At 72.9% G+C, this 24,434-nt stretch carries 28 protein-coding genes; 9 read left to right on the top strand and 19 right to left on the bottom strand.

Features of this window, described 5'->3' with window-relative positions:
* Positions 1 to 3: 3 nt before the first annotated feature.
* The 3 genes from QEZ54_RS22150 to QEZ54_RS22140 form a co-directional block, all read right to left on the bottom strand.
* Positions 4 to 423, bottom strand: coding sequence for a roadblock/LC7 domain-containing protein (locus QEZ54_RS22150; protein ID WP_281306605.1), 420 nt, complete (start codon positions 421 to 423; stop codon positions 4 to 6).
* 54 nt (positions 424 to 477) lie between these two features.
* On the bottom strand, positions 478 to 2,748 hold the full coding sequence (locus QEZ54_RS22145) for a nitrate- and nitrite sensing domain-containing protein (RefSeq protein ID WP_281306604.1): 2,271 nt from the start codon (positions 2,746 to 2,748) through the stop codon (positions 478 to 480).
* Between the two features lie 276 nt (positions 2,749 to 3,024).
* A complete protein-coding gene (locus tag QEZ54_RS22140) occupies positions 3,025 to 3,471 on the bottom strand; it encodes a VOC family protein (protein WP_281306603.1) in 447 nt (148 codons plus the stop codon).
* Positions 3,472 to 3,521: 50 nt separating this feature from the next.
* On the opposite strand from QEZ54_RS22140, the gene QEZ54_RS22135 reads away from it, so the two are divergent.
* Genes QEZ54_RS22135 through QEZ54_RS22125 form a run of 3 tightly spaced genes read left to right on the top strand, consistent with a single transcriptional unit; the run spans position 3,522 to position 4,889 of the window.
* Complete coding sequence (locus QEZ54_RS22135) at positions 3,522 to 4,208, top strand: N-acyl homoserine lactonase family protein (protein ID WP_281306602.1); 687 nt, start codon at positions 3,522 to 3,524, stop codon at positions 4,206 to 4,208.
* A 10-nt stretch (positions 4,209 to 4,218) separates the two neighbouring features.
* Complete coding sequence (locus tag QEZ54_RS22130) at positions 4,219 to 4,386, top strand: hypothetical protein (RefSeq protein WP_281306601.1); 168 nt, start codon at positions 4,219 to 4,221, stop codon at positions 4,384 to 4,386.
* Entirely contained in the window at positions 4,383 to 4,889 is a 507-nt protein-coding gene (locus tag QEZ54_RS22125; RefSeq protein ID WP_281306600.1) for a GyrI-like domain-containing protein, read from the top strand. The genes QEZ54_RS22130 and QEZ54_RS22125 overlap by 4 nt, the downstream gene beginning before the upstream one ends.
* A gap of 36 nt (positions 4,890 to 4,925) precedes the next feature.
* Here QEZ54_RS22125 and QEZ54_RS22120 read toward each other — a convergent pair whose 3' ends face one another.
* From QEZ54_RS22120 to QEZ54_RS22075, 10 genes are all read right to left on the bottom strand, one after another.
* On the bottom strand, positions 4,926 to 5,204 hold the full coding sequence (locus QEZ54_RS22120; RefSeq protein WP_281306599.1) for a hypothetical protein: 279 nt from the start codon (positions 5,202 to 5,204) through the stop codon (positions 4,926 to 4,928).
* 120 nt (positions 5,205 to 5,324) lie between these two features.
* The gene (locus QEZ54_RS22115) at positions 5,325 to 6,422 is read right to left on the bottom strand and encodes a serine/threonine protein kinase (RefSeq protein WP_281306598.1); all 1,098 of its coding nucleotides are present in this window, start codon (positions 6,420 to 6,422) and stop codon (positions 5,325 to 5,327) included.
* A 415-nt stretch (positions 6,423 to 6,837) separates the two neighbouring features.
* Complete coding sequence (locus QEZ54_RS22110) at positions 6,838 to 8,946, bottom strand: glycogen debranching N-terminal domain-containing protein (RefSeq protein WP_281306597.1); 2,109 nt, start codon at positions 8,944 to 8,946, stop codon at positions 6,838 to 6,840.
* The gene (locus QEZ54_RS22105; RefSeq protein ID WP_281306596.1) at positions 8,943 to 9,314 is read right to left on the bottom strand and encodes an SCP2 sterol-binding domain-containing protein; all 372 of its coding nucleotides are present in this window, start codon (positions 9,312 to 9,314) and stop codon (positions 8,943 to 8,945) included. The genes QEZ54_RS22110 and QEZ54_RS22105 overlap by 4 nt, the downstream gene beginning before the upstream one ends.
* Before the next feature lie 268 nt (positions 9,315 to 9,582).
* The gene (locus tag QEZ54_RS22100; protein ID WP_281306595.1) at positions 9,583 to 10,362 is read right to left on the bottom strand and encodes a 5'/3'-nucleotidase SurE; all 780 of its coding nucleotides are present in this window, start codon (positions 10,360 to 10,362) and stop codon (positions 9,583 to 9,585) included.
* On the bottom strand, positions 10,359 to 11,357 hold the full coding sequence (locus tag QEZ54_RS22095; protein WP_281306594.1) for a PfkB family carbohydrate kinase: 999 nt from the start codon (positions 11,355 to 11,357) through the stop codon (positions 10,359 to 10,361). Before QEZ54_RS22095 ends, QEZ54_RS22100 begins: the two co-directional genes overlap by 4 nt.
* A gap of 29 nt (positions 11,358 to 11,386) precedes the next feature.
* Complete coding sequence (locus tag QEZ54_RS22090; RefSeq protein WP_281306593.1) at positions 11,387 to 12,196, bottom strand: SDR family NAD(P)-dependent oxidoreductase; 810 nt, start codon at positions 12,194 to 12,196, stop codon at positions 11,387 to 11,389.
* A gap of 21 nt (positions 12,197 to 12,217) precedes the next feature.
* Positions 12,218 to 13,024 (bottom strand): trehalose-phosphatase, encoded by an 807-nt coding sequence (otsB, locus tag QEZ54_RS22085; RefSeq protein ID WP_281306592.1) that lies wholly within the window; start codon positions 13,022 to 13,024, stop codon positions 12,218 to 12,220.
* A 49-nt stretch (positions 13,025 to 13,073) separates the two neighbouring features.
* Positions 13,074 to 14,174: an ATP-binding protein gene (locus QEZ54_RS22080; RefSeq protein ID WP_281306591.1), complete on the bottom strand. Its 1,101-nt coding sequence runs from the start codon at positions 14,172 to 14,174 to the stop codon at positions 13,074 to 13,076.
* Positions 14,161 to 14,943: an RNA ligase family protein gene (locus QEZ54_RS22075; RefSeq protein ID WP_281306590.1), complete on the bottom strand. Its 783-nt coding sequence runs from the start codon at positions 14,941 to 14,943 to the stop codon at positions 14,161 to 14,163. Before QEZ54_RS22075 ends, QEZ54_RS22080 begins: the two co-directional genes overlap by 14 nt.
* Before the next feature lie 115 nt (positions 14,944 to 15,058).
* Here QEZ54_RS22075 and QEZ54_RS22070 point away from each other — a divergent pair, with 115 nt between their 5' ends.
* Both QEZ54_RS22070 and QEZ54_RS22065 read left to right on the top strand, forming a co-directional pair.
* Positions 15,059 to 15,406 carry a hypothetical protein gene (locus QEZ54_RS22070; protein ID WP_281306589.1) on the top strand — a complete coding sequence of 116 codons (348 nt, stop codon included), beginning with the start codon at positions 15,059 to 15,061 and terminating at the stop codon, positions 15,404 to 15,406.
* Between the two features lie 111 nt (positions 15,407 to 15,517).
* Positions 15,518 to 16,615: a sulfite oxidase gene (locus QEZ54_RS22065; protein ID WP_281306588.1), complete on the top strand. Its 1,098-nt coding sequence runs from the start codon at positions 15,518 to 15,520 to the stop codon at positions 16,613 to 16,615.
* Positions 16,616 to 16,621: 6 nt separating this feature from the next.
* On the opposite strand, the gene QEZ54_RS22060 is transcribed toward QEZ54_RS22065, so the two are convergent.
* Positions 16,622 to 17,608, bottom strand: coding sequence for a DUF2332 domain-containing protein (locus QEZ54_RS22060; RefSeq protein ID WP_281306587.1), 987 nt, complete (start codon positions 17,606 to 17,608; stop codon positions 16,622 to 16,624).
* A 70-nt stretch (positions 17,609 to 17,678) separates the two neighbouring features.
* Positions 17,679 to 18,359: a GPP34 family phosphoprotein gene (locus tag QEZ54_RS22055; protein ID WP_281306586.1), complete on the bottom strand. Its 681-nt coding sequence runs from the start codon at positions 18,357 to 18,359 to the stop codon at positions 17,679 to 17,681.
* A gap of 120 nt (positions 18,360 to 18,479) precedes the next feature.
* Between QEZ54_RS22055 and QEZ54_RS22050 the strand changes: the two genes are divergently transcribed.
* Positions 18,480 to 18,851, top strand: coding sequence for an ankyrin repeat domain-containing protein (locus QEZ54_RS22050; RefSeq protein WP_281306585.1), 372 nt, complete (start codon positions 18,480 to 18,482; stop codon positions 18,849 to 18,851).
* Here QEZ54_RS22050 and QEZ54_RS22045 read toward each other — a convergent pair.
* Both QEZ54_RS22045 and QEZ54_RS22040 read right to left on the bottom strand, forming a co-directional pair.
* The gene (locus QEZ54_RS22045; RefSeq protein WP_281306584.1) at positions 18,842 to 19,642 is read right to left on the bottom strand and encodes an HAD family hydrolase; all 801 of its coding nucleotides are present in this window, start codon (positions 19,640 to 19,642) and stop codon (positions 18,842 to 18,844) included. The genes QEZ54_RS22050 and QEZ54_RS22045 overlap by 10 nt on opposite strands.
* Before the next feature lie 4 nt (positions 19,643 to 19,646).
* Positions 19,647 to 20,024 (bottom strand): FKBP-type peptidyl-prolyl cis-trans isomerase, encoded by a 378-nt coding sequence (locus QEZ54_RS22040; protein WP_281306583.1) that lies wholly within the window; start codon positions 20,022 to 20,024, stop codon positions 19,647 to 19,649.
* Between the two features lie 88 nt (positions 20,025 to 20,112).
* Here QEZ54_RS22040 and QEZ54_RS22035 point away from each other — a divergent pair, with 88 nt between their 5' ends.
* Positions 20,113 to 20,643: a DUF6817 domain-containing protein gene (locus tag QEZ54_RS22035; RefSeq protein WP_281306582.1), complete on the top strand. Its 531-nt coding sequence runs from the start codon at positions 20,113 to 20,115 to the stop codon at positions 20,641 to 20,643.
* Here the strand turns inward: QEZ54_RS22035 and QEZ54_RS22030 are convergent.
* Positions 20,640 to 21,230, bottom strand: coding sequence for a GNAT family protein (locus QEZ54_RS22030; RefSeq protein WP_281306705.1), 591 nt, complete (start codon positions 21,228 to 21,230; stop codon positions 20,640 to 20,642). The genes QEZ54_RS22035 and QEZ54_RS22030 overlap by 4 nt on opposite strands.
* Positions 21,231 to 21,396: 166 nt before the next feature.
* On the opposite strand from QEZ54_RS22030, the gene QEZ54_RS22025 reads away from it, so the two are divergent.
* Both QEZ54_RS22025 and QEZ54_RS22020 read left to right on the top strand, forming a co-directional pair.
* On the top strand, positions 21,397 to 22,266 hold the full coding sequence (locus tag QEZ54_RS22025) for a tetrahydrofolate dehydrogenase/cyclohydrolase catalytic domain-containing protein (RefSeq protein WP_281306581.1): 870 nt from the start codon (positions 21,397 to 21,399) through the stop codon (positions 22,264 to 22,266).
* An 89-nt stretch (positions 22,267 to 22,355) separates the two neighbouring features.
* Positions 22,356 to 23,150, top strand: coding sequence for a hypothetical protein (locus QEZ54_RS22020; protein WP_281306580.1), 795 nt, complete (start codon positions 22,356 to 22,358; stop codon positions 23,148 to 23,150).
* Between the two features lie 48 nt (positions 23,151 to 23,198).
* On the opposite strand, the gene QEZ54_RS22015 is transcribed toward QEZ54_RS22020, so the two are convergent.
* A complete protein-coding gene (locus tag QEZ54_RS22015) occupies positions 23,199 to 24,353 on the bottom strand; it encodes a sporulation protein (protein WP_281306579.1) in 1,155 nt (384 codons plus the stop codon).
* Between the last annotated feature and the right edge of the window lie 81 nt (positions 24,354 to 24,434).

Here is a 24,434-nt window from a genome sequence, read left to right as displayed (position 1 = left end):
GGCTCAGCGGGCGGGCACCGCGGGGGCGCGCATCGGCGTGGTGATGTACTGGCCGACCCGGACCACGAGCATCTCCATCTCGTACGCGGCGACGCCCACGTCGATGCCGGTGCCGGTGACCACGGCCAGGCAGGCGCCGTTGCCCGCGGCGGTGACGAACAGGTACCCCGTCCCGAACTCGATCATCGTGCGGCGTACGACGCTGTCGCCGAAGTGGCGGCCCGCGCCCCGGGCGAGGCTGCTCAGCCCCGACGCGGCGGCGGCCAAGTGGTCGGCGTCGCCGCGCTCCAGCCCGCGCGAGGCGGCCACCAGCAGGCCGTCGGTGGACAGGATGACGGCGTAGCGGGCCTCCACGACCCGGTGGACGAGGTCGTCGACCAGCCAGGCTAGGTCGGCGTTGGCGGTGGCTGCTCTGTCGGACATGGCTCGGCTTCCTGTCGGGGGAGGGCGACTGGCTTCTCGGTGGACGGACGGTGTTCAGTCGGCGGCCGGAGCAGGCCGCTCCGCGCGCTCGCGGCCCTGGTGGACCGCGTTGACGTAGGCGGCGAGGAACCGGCCCACCTCCGCGGGGGTGCGGCCGTTCGGGTACACCTCCGCTGTCTGCTCCAGTTCCTGCAGGTCCCGCGGTCGCGGCACCTGGACCGGCGGCGCGGCCGGGGCCTTGGGCCGCTTCTGGCGCCACGGCAGCCCGACGGGGGTCTGCGGCGTGTCGCCCGCGGCCGGCACGGGCACGCCCGTGGGCGGGGTGTCGGCGGCGACACCCCCGGGCGGGGTGTGGCTGTCCCAGGCCGGCCACGCCGCCGGGGCGGCGGCGGTCGCGGCGGCGACGGTCGCCAGCAGCCGCTCGTGGGGCCGCTCGGCACCGGCCGCCTCCTGGTCGAGGAACGCCGCGGGGACCAGCACCGAAGCCACCACCCCGGCGTCGGCCGAGCGCCGCAGCAGCACCTCGATGCGGTGCCGCGCGGCGAGCCGGCCGACCACGTAGAACCCGAGCCGGGCCGCTCCGGTGAGCTGGAACTCCGGCGGGTCGGCCAGCTGCCGGTTGGCCTCGGCCAGGTCCTGGTCGGTCATGCCCAGGCCCCGGTCCTCGATCTCGATGAGGTACCCGGCGGGGACCGCCCGCCCGGCCACCACCACGACCGTCTGCGGCGAGGAGAACGACAGCGCGTTCTCCATCAGCTCGGCCAGCAGGTGGATCAGGTCACCGACGGCCCGCCCGGCGACCGCGGCGGGGTCGGCCGAGCGCAGCCGTACCCGGGGATAGTCCTCGACCTCGGCCAGTGCGGCGCGGATGACGTCGATCAGCGGCACCGGGCCGCGCCAGGTGCGGCTGGCCGGCACCCCCGCCAGCACGACCAGGTTCTCGGCGTTGCGGCGCATCCGGGTGGCGAGGTGGTCGATGCGGAACAGGTCGGCCAGCTCCTCGTCGGTGACCGCCTGGCGCTCCATGTGGTCGATGAGTTTGAGCTGGCGGTGGACCAGTGCCTGGATGCGGTGCGACAGGCTCAGGAACACGTCGCGTACGCCCCGGCGCAGCGCCGCCTGGTCGACGGTGGCCTGGATCGCGGTCTGCTGCACCTCGTTGAACGCGTGCCCGACCTGCCCGATGTCGCCGGTGCCGTACGCCAGCGGCGGCGCCGCCTCGGCCACGTCGACCTCTTCGCCCAGCCGCAGCCGCTCCACCACCCGGGGCAGCCGGTGCTGGGCCAGGTCCAGCGCGGCCACGCGCAGTTCGGCGAGCTGGTCCTGGAGGTTGCGCAGGGTCCGGATGGTGAACCGGATCGACGCCACCACCGCGACCAGGCCCAGCCCGGCGGCCAGCACCAGCCGGATGACGATCCAGACCGCCGCACCCCGGAACCGCACCACGGTCAGGTCCGCCAGGGTCAGCACCAGCGTGCGCAGCGCCTCGATGGCACCGGTCGCGGTCGACCGCCACGCGGCCGCCTCGACGTGCGGCGCCGCCCCCGGCCCGGCCGCCATCAGCCGCGCCTCCAGGGCCCGCAGCGCGGTCAGTTCGGGCCCGGCCAGCAGCTGCTCGTACTCGCCCCGGTCCGGCTGCGGCAGCCGGTCGGCGACCTGGCGCGACAGGTACCGCTGGGCGCCGACGAGCTGGGTGAGCGTGGCCCGGTCGGTCTCGGTGAGGCGCCCGGCGGCCAGCACGCCGGAGACCACGGCGTCCTCGCGTGAGATCATCTCCTGGCTGTGGGTGAGCAGCACCAGGGTCGAGGTGTGGTAGATGACCTCGGAGTCGTCCCAGGCGGTGTAGGTGTCGTACACGTCGAAGCCGAGCTGGGTCAGGCCGGTGAAGTAGTCGCCGGCGGCGACCCGGTCCATCCGGCCGGCGTCGAGGTCGGACCGGTGCGGGGTCAGCGTGTCCAGGCCCGCGAGCAGGTCGGCCAGCCGGGCGTCGCTGGCGGCGCTGGTCGACCACTGCGCGGCGGTGCCCTTCAGTGCCCCGCGCAGCTTCGCCGCGGCCTGGTCGGTGGCGGCACGGGCGGAGTCCATCGCGGTACGCGACTCCGCCGTCCCCGCCGCGGCGTAGGCGACCGATTCGCGCCGTTCCTCCTGAACCGCCGCGATGAGCGCCTCGGTCGGCTTGGCGACCTGCTGCTCCAGGGTGGCCAGCCACACCAGGCTGACGCCCTCGCCGACGGTGACGTACGCCGCGAACGCCCACAGCGCCACCAGCGACGCCAGCACGGCGACGATCTTGTTCCGGAGACCGGGGTTGCGCGGTCTGTTCATGGCACCCGCTCATGCTCGGCTGACGACACGTCCGCGCCTGACCCGGGCGGGGCAGGCGCGTTCACTGCTCGCCCCGCGCCTGCGTACGCCTGCGAAGAGCGACCGGTCCGACACCTGACGTGAATGAACGTCGCACGAGTAATAGCAACGCGCTCCCGGCCGACATCGCACCGCCAGTGCGACGCCGCCAAACCTCAGCCTCGGGTACGGCCGGACACGACGAAGGCGTACGCCCGACTCCACCGTTCGGCCGTACGCCCCGTCACCGGCCTGCCCTCAGGACACGCAGAACTCGTTGCCCTCCGGGTCGGCCATCGCGATCCACGAGTGCGGACCCTGCTGCCCCTCCCACAGCCGCTTGGCGCCCAGCTGCTCCAGCCGCGCGGCCGTGACCTCCTTGCCGACCCCTTCGAAGCTCACGTCCAGGTGCATCCGGTTCTTGGCCGTCTTGCCCTCCGGCACCACCTGGAAGATCATCCGAGAGCGGACCGGGGAGCCGCGCCCGTCCACCGCCGCCTGCGGATCGCGGATGGCCTCGGCCGTGGCCCACACCAGCTCGCCGTCGAGGGTCATCACGTCGTCGGGCTTGGCGTGCCCGGCCGCCAGCATCTGCTTGATGAAGTCGCCGTGCCGCTCGACCTCCCACTCCAGCGCCCGCGCCCAGAACCGGGCCAGGGCATGCGGGTCGGCGCTGTCGACCGAGATCTGAAAGTTCGCTGCCATGCCCGCGACGCTACCGGCCACGTCCGACAAACCGCCGGTTATCGTGGCGGATGCGCATCCGCAGACTCGACCTCGGGTACTTCATCCGACCCGCCGCCGAAACCGGCGGCCCGCGGCCGCGAGCCGAGGCGGTCCTCGGCTACGTCGTCGAACACGACGGCCAGGTGCTGCTGTTCGACACCGGCATCGGCCGCCATCCGTGGACCGACGACCACTACCGGCCCAGGCCCCGGCCGATCGAACAGGCGCTCGCCGACGCCGGGCTCACCACCGGCGACGTCGACGTCGTGGCCAACTGCCACCTGCACTTCGACCACAGCGGCGGCAACCCCCGCTTCGCCCGCGTGCCGATCATGACGCAGGCGGCCGAACTGGACCTGGCCGGGCAGCCCGGGCATACCCTGCCCGGGCTGGTCGACTTCACCGGCGCCGACTACCGCCGCCTCGACGGCGACACCGAGATCTGGCCCGGCGTATGGCTCATCGCCACCCCCGGCCACACCGCCGGACACCAGTCCCTGGTGGCACTGCGCCCCGACGGCACGGTGGTGCTCGCCGGCCAGGCCCACGACTTCGCCTCCGAGTTCAGCACCGGCGTCCTGGGCCGCACCGCCGGGCTGGAGCACCCGGCGTGGCTGGAGCGCATCCTGTCCTTCGACCCCCGCCGGGTCCTGTTCGCACACGACGCCGCCGTCTGGGAACCCGCAACCGACTGGTCGCCCACCGGCCAACGGTGATCCACTCTGCGTGCGCGACGACATCGACCGGCGACTGCGCTGGACCCGCGACCTGATCAGCGACGACCCGGCCGTCCGCGAACGGGCCCTGCTGCGCCACGGCCTCATCGCCGACCCGCGCGCCACGCTGCCCGCAGACCTGCGCGGGCCGGGCCCGGACGGCACAATCGAGGCATGACCTCGACACCACCGGTGCACCCTGCCATCACCGACCGGACCGCCCAGCCGTACGCGGGCATCAGGCGCACCGTCACCATGCAGTCCATCCCGGAGATCGCCGACCGCATCCCGGAGATCATCGGCTGGCTGCTCGGCCGCGGCATCGCTCCGGCCGGAGCGCCGTTCCTCAAGTACAACGTCATCGACATGGAGCGCAGCCTGGAGGTCGAGGCGGGCGTCCCCGTCGGCGCCGAGATCACCGGCGAGGGCGAGATCTTCGGCGCGGTCCTGCCCGCCGGACGGTACGTCACCGTGACCCATCTGGGCCATCCCGACGGACTGGAGGCCGTCACCGGCGCCGTGCTCGGCTGGGCCGAGCAGCAGGGCCTGCGCTGGGACACCGTCGACACCGCCGACGGCGAACGCTGGACGGCCCGGCTGGAGCTCTACCACACCAACCCGATGGAGCAGCCGGATATGGCCAAGTGGGAGACCGAGCTCGCCTTCCGCCTGGCCGACTGAGCGGCAGTCGTGGACGGGCCCGTCCACGACTGCCGCTCAGGTCCCGCCCAACCCCGCCCGGCGCAGGATGTCCACGATGACCCCGGTCTTGAGGTCGGCGTACTGCGCCATGAAGTCCAGCGGCAGGGCGGCGACGGCCCGCTTCTCGGCCGCGTAGCGGTCGCGGTCCTCCGGGTGGGTCCGCGGATCGCAGTCGTGGATCACGATCGGGCCGGTCAGCCGCGTCGGCTTGCCGATCATCACCTTCGCCAGCTCCTGCTCGGTGACCGGCGCGCCGGGCTCCGGCAGCGGCGGCATGCGTACCACGTCAGCCATACCGCCAGCCTAGATCCGTCCGGCGGCGCCCTCGCGACAGGACGGTGCGCGCCCCCGCTACCGTGAACCGGATTCAGGTCGGGGTTGGCGGATGGCGGGCGGTGACCGCCGGGGCGTTGCTCAGGCCGCGGCGGGCTCGGCCGCCGGGGCCGGCTGGGCGGGCAGGGTCAGCTTCGCGGTGAGCTGGGTGAGGGTGCTGGCGAGCTGACCGACCTGGCCGGTGAGCTCGTCGACGCGGGCCCGGAGCGCGGCCGCCTCGGCCTGGGTCCCGTCGCGCTGGGCGGTGAGCACGGTGATGTCGGAGAGCCGCTGCTGCACCTGCTGCTCGGCCAGCGCCGTCGCCGACTGCTGCGCCGCCAGCGCCGCCCGGACCTGGGCCAGTTCGGCACGCAGCTGCTCGACCTGGCGCCCGGACTCCTGCCGTACCGTGGCGGTCTGCGCCTCGGCGGCGGCGGTCTGCTGCTGCGCCCGGGTCAGCTCCACCTTCAGCCCTTCGGCCTCCCGCGCGGCCTCCTCGGCGGCGGCACGGGCCAGGTCGAACGCGGCCTGGACCTGGTCGGCGGCGGCGCGGGTGGCGTCGCGGTCGCGGTAGGCCTCCTGCCGCAGCGCCTCGGCGGCGGCCAGGTCGCGGCGGGCCTGGTCGCGGTCGGTCCGGGCGGCCTGGGCGGCCTGGTCGGCGGCCGTGGCGGCGGTGGCTGCCCGCTCGGCGAGTTCGCGCTGCTCCTCGGCTTTGGCGCGGGCGGCGGCGACCTCCGCCTCGGCGGCGGCGCGGGCTTCGCGCACCTGCTGTTCGGCCTGCCGGCGGGTCTGCTCGGCGGTGTCGACGGCCTCGCGGACCTGCTTGGCGGCCCGGTCGGCGTCGCCGCGGGCCTCGTCGCGCTCGGTGTGGGCGACGGCGACCTGGTTGGCGGCCTCGGCGCGGACCTCGGCGAGCTGCCGCTCCACCCCGGCGGGGGACAGTTCGATCTCGAGGGCCTCCACGAGCGTCTCGGCGACCTGCTCGAGCCGTTCGACCACTTCGTATGCCTTCGCGACCTGCCCGGCCAGGCCGGGGGAGTTGCGGTGGCGCAGCCGCGAGTTGCGGGCCGCGGCCTGGCAGGCGCCGTCGTTGTCGCGGCAGTAGCGGAAGGGACGCCCGGCGGCGGCGCGCTGCGGCACGGACTTGCCGCAGTGGGCGCAGGGCCGGGTGAGCTCGGGTTCGGCGTTCGCAGTGGACATCGCAGCGCAGCGTAGCCTGCCGTGGCGCCCGGTGCCGAGCAGGCGCGGCACCGGGCGCGTCCGGGCCGCTCAGGTGGGGGCGACGATCCCAGATTCCTAGGACGCGGTACGGGGAACGGCGCCGTCGACCTCCCCCACACCTCCATGCACATTCCTAGGATGCCGTAGAGGTGGTGACGGTCAGACGTCGTAAGACGTCAACCCGGAAACCCAATGAGGACGCCCTTCGGGCGACGACATATAGGGGCCCGGCCACCCGAGGTCTGCCGCTGAGGTCCGGAGACGCCGATCAAGGGGCGTTGCGGCGGCGTCGATCGGTGGCTGCGGTCAGAACACGGGGTCGGGGACGGCGAAACGACCACGGAAGACGATCATCGCCGCGTGGTGCGGGCGGCGGGCGCGGAGCGGGCCGGGGTCACTGCTCGCGGCGGGCGACGACGTCTTCCAGGCCCGACAGCTGCGGGCGCAGCTTGCGGCGGTCGGTGGCGCGGACCTGGACGCGGCCGCGGCCGTACGCGTCGCGGCGGCCCCACCGGCCCGGTACGTCCAGCAGCGCCAGGTGTCCGATGCCGATGGGCAGTGCCGGGTCGACGACGAGGTGGTTGCCGACGGCCTGCAGGCCGAGCATCGTGCCGAGCAGCAGCAGCGGCGTGCCGGTGGACCAGGCCTGCGGGCTGCACGCGGTGGGGTACGGGACGGGGTACTTGGTGACGTCGCGGGGGTAGCCGCAGAACGCTTCGGGCAGGCGGCCGTCGAAGTACTCGGCGGCGTCGAGCATGCCGGCGGCCAGCCGGGCGGCTTCGGTCTTGTAGCCGTACCGGCGCAGGCCCCAGGCGATGAAGGAGTTGTCGAACGGCCAGACGGTGCCGACGTGGTAGCCGACGGGGTTGTAGCGCTCCTCGCCCTCGGCCAGGGTGCGGATGCCCCAGCCGGAGTACAGGCGGGGTCCCATGAGGTGGCCGACGACGGCTTTGGCGCGGCCGCGGTCGACGATGCCGCTCCACAGCAGGTGGCCGATGTTGGACGACAGGGTGTCGACCTTGGTCCCGTCGGCGTCGAGGGCCAGGGCGTAGTACTGGCCGTCCTCGACCCAGAAGTCGCGGTTGAAGCGCTCCTTGAGGTCGGCGGCCTGCTGTTCGAGCCGGTCGGCGAGCTCGGGGTCCTTCCAGACGAGGCGGGCGAGCCGGGCGGCGCGTTTCTTCGCGTCGTAGGCGTAGCCCTGGAGTTCGCAGGTGGCGCGGGGGAAGCCGGGCAGGCGGCCGTCGCGGTAGGAGATGGAGTCCCAGGAGTCTTTCCAGCACTGGTTCTCCAGGCCGGTGTCGGGGTTGCGGCGTTCGTACCAGATGTAGCCGGTGCCGGTGAGGTCGGCGTACTCGTCGATCCAGTTGAGGGCGGCGCGGGCTTCGTACTCGAGCTGCTGGACGAGTCTGGTGTCGCCGGTCCAGCGTTCGTACTCGTCGAGCAGGATGAGGAACAGGGGGGTGGAGTCGGCGGAGCCGTAGTAGGGGGAGTGGGGTCGTTCCTCGAAGGCGGTGAGTTCGCCGTAGCGCATCTCGTGCAGGATCTTGCCGGGGTCTTCGTCGCGGAAGTCGTCGAGGCGGCTGCCTTGGCGGGCGCCGAGTTCGAGCAGGGTGGTGGCGGCCAGTGACGGGACGAACGGCAGGGCTTGCAGGCTGGTGAGGATGCTGTCGCGGCCGAACATGGTCATGAACCAGGGCAGGCCGGCGGCGGGTAGGCAGCGTACGCCGGAGGTCATGGGGGCGAAGCGCAGGGCGGCGAGGTCGATGAGGCTGCGCCGGTAGGTGTGTTTGAGCGGTTCCCAGTCGCATTCGAGTTTGGGGGCGTCCTCCATCCAGGCGGCGAGGTCTTCCTCCATGCCGCGGCGGGAGTGTGCCTGCTGCTGGTTGGAGACGACGCGCTGGTGTTCGGCCCAGCCCCACATGCTGTGGGAGACCTGGATGTCGGTGGTCCAGGTGCCGTGGGGGTCGAGGTGGACGGTGTAGGTGAGGCCCTGGTCGTCGAGGGTGGCGCCGTCGGTGACGATGAGGGTCTCGCGGCGGAACGTCTCGCGTTCGTAGCCGAGCAGCAGCTGGTTGTCGGTGATGCGGGTGTAGTACTTGCCTTTCTTCTTGAGGTGGTCCTTGACTTCGAACAGGTCGGCGAAGTCGGATCCGGCGTCGATGCGTACGGTCAGGTCGGCGGGTTGTCCGGCGTGGTTGAGGATGGTGAGGGTTTCGCGTAGGCCGTCGATGACGGCGCGGCGGCGGATGACCGACAGGGTGGCGTCGACGTAGACGGTGCCGGTGGCGGGGACGAGGAAGAACCGGGTTTCGAAGTAGTGCAGGTCGTCGGTTGACAGCGGGGTGAGCCGCTTGCCGTTGACGGTGAGGATCCAGCGGGACAGGAAGCGGGTGTCCCAGGAGAACAGGCCGGTGGGTTCGTCGGGGTGTGCTTCGATGTCGCCGCGGGTGTCGCTGACGACGAAGGTGTTGCCGTCGAGGGTTCGTACGCTGCCGATGCTCATCGGGGTTGCCTCCGGCTGCCGGTGTGGGCGGGTTGCGGGGTGGGGCGGCCGGGGAAGAGCCGTTGCAGCATGACGATGAGGTGCAGTTCGCCTTCGACTTCGACCTGGCCGCGCAGGGTGGCGGCCATGGTGTTGACGTGTCCGGTGACGATGCCGTCGAAGAGGGCGCGTTCGACGCGTACGACGCAGTCGGCGGTGTCGTCGCCGCGGGTGACCTGGACGTGGCCTTTGTCGATGCGGGCGTGCCAGTGTTCGGTGCGGCCGGTGCCGGTCACGTCGAAGCGGATGGTGCCGGTGGTGGTCTGCAGGAGCGGGTGGCGGCCATGGGCGACCAGTTCGGTGAAGAACTGTTCGGTGGGGTCGGTCATCTGCGTTCCCCCTGCGGCGCGGGGCTGGTTGTTCTCATCCTCCCAAGCTCGGTGCGGCGGGGGGCGGAATCCGGCTTTTGCGGCGGGCGGGCGGCTGGGCGCGCGAGGATGGGTGTGTGCTGTGGGTGCCGCTGACCGCTGTGGTGGTGCTGGCGGTCGTGCCGGGCGCGGGGGTGCCGACTCCGGCGCCGAGTCCGCTGCCGTCGCCGGTCGCGGTGGCGGCTCGTCCGTGGCCGCCGCCGCGACCGGATGCGGTGCCGGCGGGGGTTCAGCCGGCGGTGGCGAGCAGGTGGGCGAGTCCGGGTAGTTGGACTGGTGCTTCGCCGAGCGGCTGGATGGGTGTGACGGTGGCGTAGCCGTCGGCGAGCAGGGCCATGTCGGTGCCGGGTTCGAGGTGGGCGCCGGTGTCTTCGAGGGCGGTGCGGATGTAGCCGGTGCCGCGTTCGGCGATGCGCATCTGGACTTGGCCGAAGCGGCCGAAGCGGGCGCGGCAGAGGCCGTTGATGTCGCTGGTGGGGCGGTCGGGGACGTTGAGGTTGAGGATGGTGCTGTCGGGTAGGTCGCCCAGTACGGGTATCAGTGCCAGGGCGAGCCGGGCGGCGGAGTCCCAGTGGCGGTCGGTGTCGTCTTCGTCGGTGATGGCCAGGGATACGGCGAGGCCGCGGCAGCCGTTGGCGGCGGCGGTGAGGGCGGCGCCGACGGTGCCGGAGTGCAGGACGGCGTGGCCTGCGTTGGCGCCGCGGTTGATGCCGGACAGGACGAGTTGGGGTGGGTCGCCGAAGGCGCCGTTGCCGGCGAGTAGGGCGGCGAGTGCGGGTGTGCCGGTGACGGCGTAGGCGGGGATGCCGGGTAGGCCGGGTAGGACGCGTTCTTCGACGATGATGCGGCCGTCTTTGGCGACGGCGCTCATGGCGGCGCTGGCGCCGCTGGAGTCGCGGGCGGGTGCGGCGATGATGACGTCGAGTCCGTGGTCGGCGGCGGTGGCGGCGAGGCGGTGCAGGCCGGGGGCGTCGATGCCGTCGTCGTTGGTGATGAGTGTGCGGTTCATACGGTTTTGACCTTTCCGGCGAGTTCTTGCGGGGTGGTGTGTCCGCTGTCGGGGTGGTGTCCGGTGGCGGGCTCGTCGGGTAGGTCGGTGAGTTCGACGGTGTCGAGGAAGCGGGTGATGGCGTCGGCGTTGCCGGTGCCCAGGCCGTGGCGGGTGACGTTGAGGGCGCCTGCGGCGGCGCCGGTGCGTACGGCGGTGCGCAGGTCGCCGCCTTGGGCGAGGACGGCGGCGAGGCCTGCGGTCATGGAGTCGCCGGCGCCGCGGTGGTCGGCGGGTTCGAGGCGGGGGAGTTTGACCTGGTGTAGTCGCTGGTCGAGGAGGGCGAGTGCGGGTTGGTCGGCGCGGCTGAGGACGATGGCGGCGGCGCCGTCGGTCTGCAGTTGCCGTAGGGCGGTGAGCAGGGTGGGGGTGGTGTCGTCGGTGGCGCGGCCGTCGCGCAGGAGTTCTTCGTGGGAGACCTTGAGGACGTCGAGGCCGCCGGCGAGCGCTGCGTCGAGGTAGTCGCCGGACAGGTCGGCGATGACGAGGGCGCCGTTGCGGCGCAGGTCGGTGGCGAGGCGCCGGTAGGTGTCGGGGGGCAGGACGCGGGGGTCGGCGACGCCGGCGAGGACGCATACGCGGGCGCGTAGTCCTTCGGCGAGGGCGAGTCCGTAGAGCTCGTCCTGTTCGTGGCGGGACAGGGTGTGGCCGGGGGCTTGGGCGAGTTCGTTGCGTTGGCCGTCGCGTCGGTCGTGGACGTAGGCGCCGTTGCCGCCGGTGGTGTCGGTGGCGGCGAGTTCGAGGCCTTCGGCGGTGATGAGGGTGCGTACGACGTGTCCGGTTTCGTCGCCGAAGGCGGAGACGAGCCGGACGGGTACGCCGAGGGATCGGATCATGCGGGCGACCCAGACGCCTTGGCCGCCGGCGTGGAGGTGGATCTCGTCGTCGTCGCCGTTTTTCTCGATGGTGACGGTGAGCTGCGGCGATGGGGCGAAGACCATGACACTGTCGGGCATACGGGTGTCGTACCCCGTCGTGGGGTGGATCAACCCCGGGGTTGGGGGGTGCCGGTGGGCATGAGTGGTGGGGGGAGTCTGAGTTCGGGGGCGGGGCTGCCGTCGGGCATGAGCGAGGGCGGCAGGGGCGGGTAGTCGTAGCGCAGGGGTGGCTGGCCGGGGATGAGTGCCCAGGCGCCGCCGGTGGTGCCGGTGTCGATGACGTGGTCCATGGCGGTGGCGACGTCGTCGGGGGTGATGAGGGGGTAGCCCTGTTCGGCGAGGGTGGGGCGGAGGGCGTCGAGCATGGGGGTGTCGACGAAGCCGGGGCAGAGGGCGTTGATGGTGATGTGGCGGGGTTGCAGGGGGTTGGCCAGGGCGCGGACGAAGCCGAGGACGGCGGATTTGGTGAGGGTGTAGAGGGGGTTGGCGCGGCTGGGGTCGATGGCGGCGAGGGTGGAGGTGACGATGATGTGGCCGCCGCGTACGGACAGGGCGGGTAGGGCGGCGTCGATGCCGTAGACGACGCCGTCGATGTTGACCGAGACGGCGCGGCGGTAGCGGGGCAGGTCGAGTGGTTCGGTGGCGCGTTGTCCGGTGGCGACGCCGGCGTGCAGGCAGAGCAGGTCGAGGCGGCCGTGCCGGTCGAGGATGGTGTCGATGAGGGCGAGGTTGGCGTCGCGGTCGCTGACGTCGAGGGTGTGGGCGGTGCCGCCGACGGTGTGGGCGACGGCGGTGGCGGCGTCGGGGTCGAGGTCGGCGATGACGGGGTGGTAGCCGCGGGCGGCGAGGTGTCGTGCGTAGGCGGCGCCGATGGCGCCGCCGCCCGCGGTGACGAGCGCGACGGGTTGGTCGGTCATCGACGCATCATATGGTGTCGATCATCGGGTGCGTACGGTGGAGATCGCGCGGGCGGCGAGCCGCAGCAGGGGTACGAGGTCGGTGGGGCTGTCCAGGACGAGGTCGACCCAGTCGGCGACCTGGTCGCCGGTTTCGGGGTTGTGGATGCCGACGCGGAAGGCGGCGAAGTCGGGGTCGGTGTGGGTGCGCCGGTCGAGTACGTGCAGGGCGGGTAGGTCGCCGAGGTCGTCGCCGAAGTACCAGGCGCAGGTGAGGTCGGTGGTGGTGGCGGTGATGACGTCGCCTTTGTCGCGGCGGACGGGGGGTTTGAGTTCGACGACCATGCGGCCGGGCAGGGCGGTGAGGCCGTATTCGGCGGCTTTGGCGTGTCCCCATTGTTCGATGTGTTCGCGCAGGTGGGGTGCGGTGCGGTAGTGCAGGGCGACGGAGAGTCGTTTGTGTTCGACGAGGATGTTGGGGTCGAGGTCGGCCATGGCCTGGCGGGCGACGGTGTCGATGGCGGGGATCCAGGGGATGACTTCGGGGTCGGTCCAGATGGTGCCGTGCTGGTCGGCTGATTCCATGCCGTAGAGGCCGTAGAGGTGTACGGGTAGTCCGGCGAAGTGGCGTCGCAGGAAGCTGACGGGGCGGCCGGAGACGATGGCGGTGGTGTGGACGAGGGGGGCGAGGTCGGCGATGGCCTCTACGGCTCCGGGGACCGGGGTGACGGCGGAGGGGTCGGTCTGGATGGTCGACAGGGTGCCGTCGAAGTCGAAGAAGAAACCGCAGGTTTGGGCCCTTTCGGCAGCAATGTGTAGTGCGCCGGTAACCCTCTGCGACTCGATCACTCGCCCACTGTAGGCCACCGCACCCCTGAGGACCACGTGAAGTGATCCATCATTCCTGTATCGGTTCACGTCGCGCGGTCTCGATCCGGTGCACGGCATGGGCTTCGGTCACGTCCGGGGCCTGCCAGCGGCCCAGCATCCGCTCCCACGCCGCCGCGGGCACCGCCGCGGCCCGGCCGCTGTTGCGGGCCCGCACGACCGCCGGCGGCGCCTCCAGGGCCGCGATCTCCACCCGCGCCCGGTACGACGCGGCCAGCCCCACGCACAGGTCCCGGGTCTGGCGCGACACGTTGGTGGCGTTCCACACCAGCGGCTGCCCGGCACGCAGCAGCTCCCGGGCCCGCGCGTACGCCGCGGCCACGACCGGCCCCTGGTCGCCGGCCGGCGCCACCCCGAGCCGCGCCCGCAGCTCGTCCAGGCTCACCACCGCCGCCCCGGGCCGGTTCGCGGCGATCCACGTGTCCTTGCCGACCCCGGGCAGGCCCGACATCACCGTCACCACCGACCGGGTGTCGTCATAGGCGGCATAGCCCGGGTCGCGGCCCGGGGTCCGGAAGTACTGGAACCGGGCGTGGTCGGACGCGAACGGCCACGGCCCCTCCAGCACCCCCAGCTCCGCGCAGTACTCCCGGAACAGGCCCACCTGCTCCAGCTCGCCGCCGCGGCCCCGCGCACCGGCCTCGGCGAGCAGCGCCAGGTCGTCGTTGCGGGCCAGCAGCGACACCCGCAGCACCGTCCGCTCCAGGTCGGGCCGGTCCATCGCCGACTGCGGCACCTGGTGGTGGCCCACCAGCGCCGCCACGTGCTCCCGCCAGTCCGGCGGCGCCCCCAGCTCCCACAGGATCCGCCGGGCCAGCAGGTCGCCGCGGCGCGCATGCCCGACGAACCGCACCCGCCCGTCCTCGACCGCGGCGCAGTCGGGTCCGGCGACGTCGCGCAGCAGCACCGCCGCGAACAGCCGCACCTGCTCGGCCCGGGGCCGCGCCCGCCATCCGGGCAGCCCGGCCAGGGCCTGGGCGGCCAGCCGGGTGTGCCGCGCGCCGTCGCCGACGCCGGCCATCCGGCGTACCCAGCCGAACCGGTCGCAGACCGCGTCCCAGTCGAGGTCCCAGCCGGGTCCGGCCGGGCACAGCCGGTCAAAGACCCGCATACAGCGCTCCCGGGTCGGCGAGCCGGTTGGCGACGATCGGCCGGTCGGCCCAGTGCGAACCGGAGTCGGCCACCGCCGTGGCGAAACTGGGCCGCACCCACTTGTACCGGGCCACCACGTGCCCGTCCTGCTCGACCTTCAGGTAGACGCCCTCCATCCGGTCGGAGGCGTCGGACTCGGCCGCGGCGGTCACCGGGTCGACGCCGGCGTCGGCGGCGGCCCGCGCGAGCGCGTCACGCCACCCGGGGGTACGGCACGTCGACGGCCCCACCAGCGCCGCGACCTGCGCCGCCGACCCGAGCACCCGCTCGGCCAGGACCGGCGCCGACACGACCGGCACCCCGGCGAGCAGCTCCCGCCGGCCCGCGGTGTCCAGGAACCGGCCGGTGGCGGTGTCGAGGATGTCGAACTCGCAGAAGTAGTGCGGCAGCGCGTCGTAGAAGACGGTGTGCTTGGCGTACAGCCACTCGCCGTAGCACACGTACCGGTCGCCCAGCCGCGGGCGCAGCAGCGGCGCGAGCGTCGCCGCCCATGACTTGAACAGCGTGAACTGCTGTTCACGGGGCCCGCCGGACAGGTAGTGGCCCCGCGACTGCAGCCGCAGCCGCCCGTCGGCGTCGAAGGAGACGCCCGCGTTGGCGCCGTCGAGTTTCTCGCACACCACCACGCTCACCCCGCGCAGCGCCGACAGCGGCACCTGGGCGAGGTCCTCGTCGCCGGGCTGCAGCCGGGAGCCGGTCAGGTGCGGCGTACGCGGGAACTTGAACACGGCGACATTCCTACCGCCACCGGGCCGCCCGCCGCGACCGGGTTTCGGCCCCGCCGTCGCCGAAACCGGTGCCGCGGCGAGGATTAACACCCCGCACCGCGGGTAGATGCGGCCCATGACGGCTACCGGTATCCTCTCCGCGCTCCTGATAGGAATCCTCATCGGCACCCTCGGCCGCCTGGTCCTGCCCGGCCGGCAGAACATCGGCGCCGTCGCCACCGCCGCGGTCGGCGTCATCGCCGCGCTGCTGGGCGGCTGGGCGTCACGGCGCCTGGGCTGGGACGACAACGCCCAGGCCCGCTGGGACTGGGACTGGATCGGCCTGCACCTGCACTGGAGCTGGGCCACCCTCGGGGTGCAGCTCGCGTTCGCGGTGCTGGGCATCATCGCCGCGATGGCGCTGACCCGCACCTTCGTCGCCGACGACGACAAGCCCGTACGGCGTCGCCGCCGCAGCGCCTGACCCGCCCGCCCTCCCGCGCCCCCGGTCCGGCTCCCGGACCGGGGGCGCGCCCGTGCCCGCCCGGATGCGAAGCTGGAACGGCACGCACCGCACACGTGACAGGGGACAGCGATGAACCTCGACCAGATCAGCCGCCCCGGCCGGGTCGCCGCCGACGGCGAAGCCATCTCCGCCGAGGAACTGGCCCTGGCCGCCCGCAACCACGGCATCCCGCTGGAGGCGCTGCGCTACGACCTCACCCCGCCGGGCCTGCACTACCTGCTCATCCACTACGACATCCCGCTCACCGACGACGCCGCCTGGCAGCTGAGCATCGGCGGGCAGGTCGCCCGGCCGCTGACCCTGACCATGGCCGACCTGCGGGCCCGGCCCGCGAGCACGGTACGGGTCACGATGGAGTGCGCCGGCAACGGCCGCGCCCGCCTGCACCCCCGGCCGGTCAGCCAGCCGTGGCTGGTCGAAGCCGTCGGCACCGCCGAATGGACCGGGGTGCCGCTGCGTGACCTGCTCGCCGACGCCGGCGCCGACCCGGGCGCCGCCGACGTCGTGTTCACCGGCGCCGACCACGGCATCGAACGCGGCGTCGAACAGGACTACCAGCGCAGCCTGTCCCTGGCCGACGCGACGGCGCCGGAGGTGCTGGTCGCGTACGCGATGAACGGGCAGCCGCTGCCGCCGCAGCACGGCCACCCGGTGCGGCTGGTCGCACCCGGCTGGTACGGCATGGCCCACGTCAAATGGCTGCGCGACGTCACCGTCACCGCCGCCCCGTTCACCGGCTACCAGAACGCCGTCGCGTACCGGCTGCGCCAGCAGCCCGGCGACGACGGCGACCCGGTCACCCGGATCCGGCCCCGGGCCCTGCTCGTGCCGCCCGGGTTCCCCGACTTCATGTCCCGCGCCCGCGTCGTCGACGCCGGCGAGCACCTGCTCGAAGGCCGCGCGTGGTCCGGGCAGGCGCCGCTGGTGTCGGTCGAGGTCAGCGCCGACGGCGGCGACACGTGGGCGCGGGCCGAACTCGAACCCGACACCGGGCACCGGTGGGCGTGGCGGCGCTTCACCCACCGGTGGGCCGCCGCACCGGGCCGCCACCAGCTCACCGCCCGCGCCCACGACGCCACCGGCGCCGCCCAGCCGCTCGGGCAGGACTGGAACCGCGGCGGCTTCGCCAACAACGCGGTGCAGCTCGTCGACGTCTGGTGCCGCTGACACAGGTCAGCCCAGCCAGGTCAGCCCCTGCCCGTGCGGCATCCCGAACGCGACCGGCCGCCCGTCGCGGGCCAGCACCGTCCGGCCCGGCGGGACCGGCACCGGCAGCCGCGCGGTCACGGCCGGCAGCACCCCCGGGGCCTCGTTCGACAGCCACACCGTGCCCGGCCTGGCCGCGACCAGGCCGGTCATCGTCGCGCAGAACCGGTCCCGGTCGGCGGGGCTCAGATAGGCCAGCACCGCGGTGTGGAACACCACCAGCGTCGCACCCGCCGGCGCCCGGGCCGCCAGGTCCGCGACGGCGTCGTTGAGGTCGGCGCGGACCAGCAGCGGCGGGTCGGCCGCCGCGATCGCCGCCGCGGCGGCCAGCCGGTCGCGGCGGGCGGTGTGCTCCGGCCAGATCAGCGCCCGCAGCCACGCCACATCGCCGGGGTCGGTGACGTCCAGCGGGTTCAGGTCGACCCCGGCCCGCCACACCACCCGCGGCACCCGGTCCGGCACCGGCACCGGGCCGGCCGTGGCGCAGTCGATGACCGGCCCCGCCGGGTCGCCGAACGGGGCGGCGCCGTCGTAGGAGAACGCGTACCGGTCCGGGTACAGGCACAGGCCCGCCGACGCGCCGACCTCCAGCAGCGCCAGCGGCTGCGGCAGCCCCGCCAGCACCGGCAGCAGCACCGCCGTACGCCCCGCCTCGTTGGTCTGCGTCGTGCGGGCCAGCATCTGCGCCCGCACCGCGTCCCAGTGCGCCACCAGCCACGCCCGCATCGCCAGATAGCCGCCGGTCGGGCCGCCGAGCAGCCGCACCACACCCAGCAGCAGGTTCGGTTGGCGCCGCGGCAGCGGCAGCTGCCCGATCAGCGCCAGGATCTCGGCGTCGCCGGCGACACCCAGGCACAGGTGCTCGTAGGCGGGGGAGACGCCGGCGCATTCCCGGGTCGCGAACGCCCGGTACGTGTCGGCCAGTGCCGTGCCGGCGTGGGGGATTCCCTGCATGCCGTCACGCTAGAACCCGCGCCCGGCCCGCGCACCGTGTCCGGCCTCACCCGCGCCGGGCGACACCCGCTCAGGTGGCCGACACGGCCGCCGTCGGCGACGACGCGGCCCCGCCCGTGATCGCGGCCAGCACCGCCATGTTCATCGCGTACACCACCTTGGCCACCGCCGGGCCGCACCACTCGCCCTCGGTCAGCTCCGTGATCCGGTGCCGCAGATCGTCCCGGTTCATCTCCGGGAACAGGTGCCGGTCCAGCAGCAGCGTATGGACCAGCGCCAGCAGGCTCACCGACTGCCGGTCCGGTGCCGCCATCCGGTTGACGACCTGCCGCAGATGCCCCACCAGCTCCTTCTCCACCACCGTGTCCCGCTCCGGGTAGCGGCGCCGGTGGAACACCCCCAGCACCGCATGGTCCTCCCGGACCATCACCCCCCGGTCGACGAGCCGCTCCAGCAGCGCCTCCCGGTGCCGCGGACTGGACAGGTGGTAGATCCACCAGTCCGGCGTGTGGTAGCGGGTCGTCTCCGCCGCGACCCGGGCCAGCGACGCGTCCAGCACCGGATCACCGGTCGGCACCGGATCGCTCACCTCGAGATGGCCGTGGTTCAAGACCACCTTGCCCGCGTACGACAGCGTCAGCAGGATCGCGCCCTGCACACCGCAGTCGAGCTGAGCCGTGTTCAGCAGCGGCCGCCCCGACACGTCGTCATAACTGAGCAGAACCAGTTGCTCCGCCAATGACAGCTCCATGCATCCCAGTCTAGGTAGATCCCGACCGTTTTCAGCCAGTCTCCGCGGCTACCGGCCCGTCACCACACCCCGCACGCACGCGGTAGCCCACCCGGCCCCCCACCGGCGATGCTGAACCGCGTGAGCCACGACCCCGGACCAGCCCCCACCACGTTCACCCTGGCCCGCGACGGCGACACCGCCGCCCTCACCGCCCACCTGAACACCGGGACACCCCCCGACCTCGCCAACGGCCGCGGCGACACCCTGCTCATGCTCGCCGCCTACCACGGCCACCCCGCGACCGTCGCCGCGCTGCTCGCCCACGGCGCCACCCCCGACCTCGCCAACGACCGCGAGCAGACCCCACTGGCCGGAGCCGTGTTCAAAGGCCACACCGAAGTCGTACAGGTGCTGCTGGCCGCCGGCGCCGACCCCGACGCCGGCAACCCCTCCGCCCGGCAGGCCGCCGCCATGTTCGGCCGCGAACACCTACTGGCCGCTCACCCGTAGAGCCGCTCCAGCACCAGCGCCACCCCGTCGTCGTCATTGCCGGCCGTATGCCGCGCCACCTGCGCCAGCACCCGCGGATGCGCGTTGGCGACCGCATACGCCGTCCCCGCCCACGCCAGCATCGGCAGATCGTTGGGCATGTCCCCGAACGCCACCACCCGGCCCGCGTCCACACCCCAGCCGGCGCACACCGCCGCCAGCGTCGCCGCCTTCGTCACCCCCGCGGCGCTGACCTCCAGCAGCCCCCGCCCACCCGAATGGGTGCACTCCACCAGCGGCAGCGCCGCCGACAGCACCTCCCACGCCACGTCCACGGCATCCTCATGCGCCGGCGACCACACCAGCAGCTTCACCACCGACTCCGCCGCCGCCCACAACTCCTCCCGCGAACCGACGTCGACCCGCTGCGGATCACCGCGGAACAGCCGCCGGAAACCCGGACCGCACAGCACCCGCCGGCCCGTCTCCACCGCGAACGCCGCCCCCGGCAGCACCGCGTCCACCACCTCGGCACACCGGCGCGCCACCGCCACCGGCAGCGGCCCCACCACCTCATGCACCCCCGCCGCCCGGTCGTACACGACCGCGCCGTTGGCACACACCGACACCCCGTCCACACCCGCGTGCCCGACCAGCCGGTCCACGAACCGCGGCGGGCGGGCGGTGACCACGACGACACGGGCCCCACCCGCCCGGACCAGCCGCAACGCCGCGACCGTACGCGCCGACAGCACCCCACCGGTGCCCAGCAGCGTCCCGTCGAGGTCCACCGCGACAACCTCAGGCCTCATCCGATCACGGGATGATGTCCACCAGGTCCACCACGAAGATCAACGTCTCGCCGGGCTTGATCGCCCGACCCGCGCCGCGCTCGCCGTAACCCAGCTTCGACGGGATCACCAGCTTGCGCCGGCCACCGACCCGCATCCCGGCCACACCCTGGTCCCAGCCGGCGATGACCTGCCCGCGACCCAACCGGAAATCGAACGTGGAACCGCGGTTCCACGACGCGTCGAACTCCTCACCCGTCGAGAACGACACCCCCACGTAGTGCACCACCACATGGTCGCCGGCACCGGCCTGCTGCCCGTCACCCACCACCAGGTCGGTGATCTCCAGCTCGGTCGGCGGAGCACCCTCAGGGAACTCAACAATCGGTTTGCTCAAGGTCATAACGGCCATCCTAGAACCGGCCCCACCCGCCGATGACATCGGACACAGCCCCCTGGCCCCGACCCCCGCCCGCGCCTACCGTCACCCCATGACGGCACCGCAGCCCGCCCTGACGCTGCTGCACCACCGGGGCGCACACCACCTCGACCACCCCGGCGGCACCCTCCACACCCACCTGCTGCGCGTCCACGACCGGCTGCTCGCCCTCGGCCTCGCCCCGCACGTCGCCGTCGCCGGCCTCACCCACGCCGCATACGGCACCGACGGCTTCGCCCACCCGCTGCTGGCCACCACCGAACGCGACCTGCTGCGCACCACCATCGGCGCCGACGCCGAGCAGCTCGTCTACGACTACGGCGCCTGCCTGCGCGAAGCCACCTGGCCGAACCTCGCCGCCACCGGCACCTGGCACGACCGGTTCACCGGCACCAGCCACCACCCACCCGCACCCACCCTGCGCGAACTCGTCGACCTGACCATCGTCAACGAACTCGACGTCTGCGAGCAGTCCCCCGACACCGCCACCCGCCACGGCCGCTACCTGCACCACCTGTTCACCACCTGGGCGCCGCTGGCGTCACCGCAGGTCACCGCCGAAGCGCAGCACATCCTCGGCTAAGGACGGCCCCGATGCCGGGCCCACTCCGGCGCCAGCACCGACATCACCGTCGCGTCCACCCACCGGCCGTCGAACCGCAGCGCATCACGCAGCACCCCCTCCGCCACGAAACCGACCTTCTCGTACACCCGCCGCGCCCGCGGATTGAACGCGAACACCTCCAACGAGATCCGGTGCAGGTGCAGCTGCTCGAAGCCGTACCCGATGAACATCCGGATCGCCTCCGTACCCAACCCCCGGTCACGACCACCCGGGCCGATCAGCGTCCGGAAATTGCAGCACAGGTTGTCCGGATCCCACTTGTTCAACACCACCTCCCCGACACACGCACCGCCGGCCACGTCCACCACCGCCAGATCCAGCCGGTCGGTCTGGGCGTTGCGGGTCGAATACCACTCCCGCAGCCGCCGCTCCCGCGTCGGATCCTGCGCCAGCACCACCGCCTGCGAACTGGTCACACTGCCCGTCAGCCGCGCCGCCTCCGGATCGCGCAGCGCCGCACGCAGACCGTCGAAATCCGAATCCTGGAACGGCCGCAGCAGCACCCGCTGCCCGATCAAAGTCGGCTTGACGGAGAAATCGGGAATCGGACGGTCACCCACCAGGCGATGGTGAACAACCCGCGCCCCGAACGCAACCGCACAACCCGATAGGCTGGCACCCGACAGCGACTGGCGGCACAGGGTGGAACCGACCACCGGGGAGCCTCTCGCGGAAGCCGACCGCCTGGGCGCCCGCACGACAGGACGCACCATGCCCGACACCGCCACCGCCCGGCTCCTGCCCGGCGGACCCGTCGCCGAAGCCGTCAACACCGACACCGCCGCCCGCGCCGCCGCCCTCACCGCCCGCGGCACCACCCCCAGCCTCGCCACCATCCTCGTCGGCGACGACGACGCCAGCGCCGGCTACATCCGCATCAAACAGCAGCAGGCCACCGCCCTGGGCTTCGCATCCCCGCACACCCACCTGCCCGCCGACGCCACCCAGGCGCAGGTCGAAGCCGCCGTCGCCGCCTACAACGACGACCCCGCCGTACACGGCATGCTCATCCAGTACCCCATCCCCGGCCACCTCGACTACAACGCCGCCCTCGCCGCCATGGACCCCGACAAGGACGTCGACGGCATGCACCCGGTCAACATGGGCCGCCTCGCCCTCGGCATACCCGGACCGCTGCCATGCACCCCCGCCGGCATCGAAGCGCTCCTGGCCCACCACCAGATCCCCATCGCCGGACGCGAAGTCGTCATCCTCGGCCGCGGCGCCACCCTCGGCCGCCCCCTGGCCATGCTCCTCGCCCAGAAACGCCCCACCGCCGACGCCGCCGTCACCGTCGTCCACACCGGCGTCAAAGACTGGCCCCGCTACACCCGCCGCGCAGACATCCTCGTCGCCGCCGCCGGCGTACCCGGCATCATCCAGCCCGAACACGTCAAACCCGGCGCCGTCGTCATCGGCGGCGGCGTCCGCTACGAAGGCCGCCGCATCCTGCCCGACGTCGACGAAGCCTGCGCCCACGTCGCCGGCGCCATCACCCCCCGCGTCGGCGGCGTCGGACCCACCACCGTCGCGATGCTGTTCCGCAACGCCGTAGCCGCCGCCGAGAAAGCCACCTCCTGACCCCCGGCCGCCGGGACGCCCACGCCACAGGCGCCCCGGCGGCCGAAACCCGGTAGACCCGCACCGCACCGACACGATCCCATCACCACATGCACCCACCACCACACGTCCTGGCCGCGTTCGGCGCCACCGCACCACCCACGCCACTACCCGGCGGCCAAGGCCACACCTGGCTGTCCGGCACCATCGTGCTCAAACCCGCCGGACTACCCGCCGAACACGAATGGACCGCCACCACCCTCGCCGCCATCCCCGACACACCGCAACTGCGCCTGGCCCGGCCCATACCCGCCGCCGACGGCCACTGGACCCACCACGGCTGGCAAGCCAACCGCCACCTACCCGGCCACCCCGACCCCCGCCGCGTCCACGAAACCCTCACCGCCGGCCAGCACCTGCACCAAGCCCTCGCGCACCTGCCACGACCGGAGTTCCTCGACCACCGCGACGACCCGTGGACCCACGGCGACCACATCGCCTTCGACGAACAACCCCTGCCCGCCACCGGCCCCATGACCGAACTCCTGCACCAGCTCGCCGCCGCCCGGCACCCCATCGACCTGCCCAGCCAACCCGTACACGGCGACCTGCTCGGCAACGTCCTGTTCGCCCCCGGGCTGCCACCGGCCGTCATCGACTGGCCCGTCTACCACCGCCCCGCCGACTGGGCCCTCGCCGTCGCCGTCACCGACGCCATCACCTGGCACGACGCACCCGCCGACCTGCACACCGGGCACCAGCACCGGCCCCACTGGCGGCAACTGGCCATCCGCGCCCTCATGTACCGCATCGCCACCACCACGGGCCGCCACCGCGCCGGACTGCCCACCACCGACGACACCGCCCGCTACCAGCCCGTCGTCGACCAGGTCCTCGGCAGCTGACACGAAGAGGGGAGTGCCGCAAACCGGCACCCCCCGACGGCGCGGCGGTCAGAAATCGCCGCCGCCGAAGTCCCCGCCACCGAAATCGTCGAACCCGCCGCCGTCGAACCCGGCATAGTCCACCTCCGCGGCACCCGAGCCGTAATCGGCCACATCCGCCGCACCCGGATCGTCGAAACCCGACGCGTCCGCCACATCCGGTTCGAACGCGTCACCGATCATGTCACCGATCACCATGCCGCCCAGGAACCCCAGCGCCGCACCACCCACCCCCGCCGCGACCGCCCCCGCCGCACTCGGCCGACCGCGATAGCCGCCGTACTGGTAACCGCCGAACCCGTGACCGCCATAGGCATAACCCGGACGGCCATGACCCTGCTGCCCATACCCCGGCTGGCGGCCGTACGGCTGCGGCGGCTGCTGCAGGAACGCACCCGGCGCGGCCTGCCCCGGCTGCGACAACCGCGCCAACGCCGCAGTCACCCACCGGTCCACCTCCGCGACCCAGCCACCCTCAGCGGTCAACCGGTCCACCTCGGCGGGGGACAGGTGATACCGGTCGGCGGCACCCGGCCGCGACGCCAACTCCGCCAGCACCAGCACCGTCGCGTCGACCACCGAGAACGTGAACGTCAACTGCGGAATGTGCGGCCCCACCGGCTGCCCCTCCGGCACCGGCGCGAAGAACGTCAACGCCTGCGCGAACGGCACCGGCAACCCCTGGAACGCACCCGGCCGCAGCTCATTGCGCACAAACCGGCACCCGATCGTGCCCAACGCGTCCACCACCTGCTGCTGCACCGGCGAAGCATCCACCCGCACCGGGTCGAAGTCACCCTTGGCACTACCCGCCGCCACCGACACCTGCGTCCGCACCCCGACACCCACCCCGGGCAGCACCTGCCCGTACAGCACCGAGAACGGCACCGTCAGCGGCACCGGCACCGAGAACGGCAGCGACCGCACCTCACCCGAAGCCACCCGCAGACCACCAGCCACCTGCCACCGCGCCAACTCCGCCTCACCACCAGCCGACGACGCCACCAGCAGCAGCGTGACCCCCGTGATGTCGGTCTCCGACTTCGCCCGCAGATTCACCTGCCCGACCAGCACACCCCCGGCCACCACAGACTGCGGCGACAGCACCGTGTCGACCTCCACCCCGCCGAAACCCAACCCGGCGAGCAGCTTCTTGAAAACCATCCCAGACGCCTTTCGGTGGTACGCCGATGACCAGGTCACCATCGTGGCGCATCCCCGCCACGCCCGCGCACCGCAACAACC

Origin of the sequence: Catellatospora sp. KI3, assembly GCF_029948125.1 — a bacterium.
Classification (GTDB): domain Bacteria; phylum Actinomycetota; class Actinomycetes; order Mycobacteriales; family Micromonosporaceae; genus Catellatospora.
Note: the sequence above shows the minus strand (reverse complement) of the source record. Positions and strands in the feature narration are given on the sequence as shown.

What these genes read in the sequence shown, in the direction of transcription:
- QEZ54_RS22150 (WP_281306605.1), bottom strand. Translation starts at nt 423, where the DNA reads ATGTCCGACAGAGCAGCCACCGCCAACGCCGACCTAGCCTGGCTGGTC.
- QEZ54_RS22145 (WP_281306604.1), bottom strand. Translation starts at nt 2,748, where the DNA reads ATGAACAGACCGCGCAACCCCGGTCTCCGGAACAAGATCGTCGCCGTG.
- QEZ54_RS22140 (WP_281306603.1), bottom strand. Translation starts at nt 3,471, where the DNA reads ATGGCAGCGAACTTTCAGATCTCGGTCGACAGCGCCGACCCGCATGCC.
- QEZ54_RS22135 (WP_281306602.1), top strand. Translation starts at nt 3,522, where the DNA reads ATGCGCATCCGCAGACTCGACCTCGGGTACTTCATCCGACCCGCCGCC.
- QEZ54_RS22125 (WP_281306600.1), top strand. Translation starts at nt 4,383, where the DNA reads ATGACCTCGACACCACCGGTGCACCCTGCCATCACCGACCGGACCGCC.
- QEZ54_RS22120 (WP_281306599.1), bottom strand. Translation starts at nt 5,204, where the DNA reads ATGGCTGACGTGGTACGCATGCCGCCGCTGCCGGAGCCCGGCGCGCCG.
- QEZ54_RS22115 (WP_281306598.1), bottom strand. Translation starts at nt 6,422, where the DNA reads ATGTCCACTGCGAACGCCGAACCCGAGCTCACCCGGCCCTGCGCCCAC.
- QEZ54_RS22110 (WP_281306597.1), bottom strand. Translation starts at nt 8,946, where the DNA reads ATGAGCATCGGCAGCGTACGAACCCTCGACGGCAACACCTTCGTCGTC.
- QEZ54_RS22105 (WP_281306596.1), bottom strand. Translation starts at nt 9,314, where the DNA reads ATGACCGACCCCACCGAACAGTTCTTCACCGAACTGGTCGCCCATGGC.
- QEZ54_RS22100 (WP_281306595.1), bottom strand. Translation starts at nt 10,362, where the DNA reads ATGAACCGCACACTCATCACCAACGACGACGGCATCGACGCCCCCGGC.
- QEZ54_RS22095 (WP_281306594.1), bottom strand. Translation starts at nt 11,357, where the DNA reads ATGCCCGACAGTGTCATGGTCTTCGCCCCATCGCCGCAGCTCACCGTC.
- QEZ54_RS22090 (WP_281306593.1), bottom strand. Translation starts at nt 12,196, where the DNA reads ATGACCGACCAACCCGTCGCGCTCGTCACCGCGGGCGGCGGCGCCATC.
- QEZ54_RS22080 (WP_281306591.1), bottom strand. Translation starts at nt 14,174, where the DNA reads ATGCGGGTCTTTGACCGGCTGTGCCCGGCCGGACCCGGCTGGGACCTC.
- QEZ54_RS22070 (WP_281306589.1), top strand. Translation starts at nt 15,059, where the DNA reads ATGACGGCTACCGGTATCCTCTCCGCGCTCCTGATAGGAATCCTCATC.
- QEZ54_RS22065 (WP_281306588.1), top strand. Translation starts at nt 15,518, where the DNA reads ATGAACCTCGACCAGATCAGCCGCCCCGGCCGGGTCGCCGCCGACGGC.
- QEZ54_RS22060 (WP_281306587.1), bottom strand. Translation starts at nt 17,608, where the DNA reads ATGCAGGGAATCCCCCACGCCGGCACGGCACTGGCCGACACGTACCGG.
- QEZ54_RS22055 (WP_281306586.1), bottom strand. Translation starts at nt 18,359, where the DNA reads ATGGAGCTGTCATTGGCGGAGCAACTGGTTCTGCTCAGTTATGACGAC.
- QEZ54_RS22045 (WP_281306584.1), bottom strand. Translation starts at nt 19,642, where the DNA reads ATGAGGCCTGAGGTTGTCGCGGTGGACCTCGACGGGACGCTGCTGGGC.
- QEZ54_RS22040 (WP_281306583.1), bottom strand. Translation starts at nt 20,024, where the DNA reads ATGACCTTGAGCAAACCGATTGTTGAGTTCCCTGAGGGTGCTCCGCCG.
- QEZ54_RS22035 (WP_281306582.1), top strand. Translation starts at nt 20,113, where the DNA reads ATGACGGCACCGCAGCCCGCCCTGACGCTGCTGCACCACCGGGGCGCA.
- QEZ54_RS22025 (WP_281306581.1), top strand. Translation starts at nt 21,397, where the DNA reads ATGCCCGACACCGCCACCGCCCGGCTCCTGCCCGGCGGACCCGTCGCC.
- QEZ54_RS22020 (WP_281306580.1), top strand. Translation starts at nt 22,356, where the DNA reads ATGCACCCACCACCACACGTCCTGGCCGCGTTCGGCGCCACCGCACCA.
- QEZ54_RS22015 (WP_281306579.1), bottom strand. Translation starts at nt 24,353, where the DNA reads ATGGTTTTCAAGAAGCTGCTCGCCGGGTTGGGTTTCGGCGGGGTGGAG.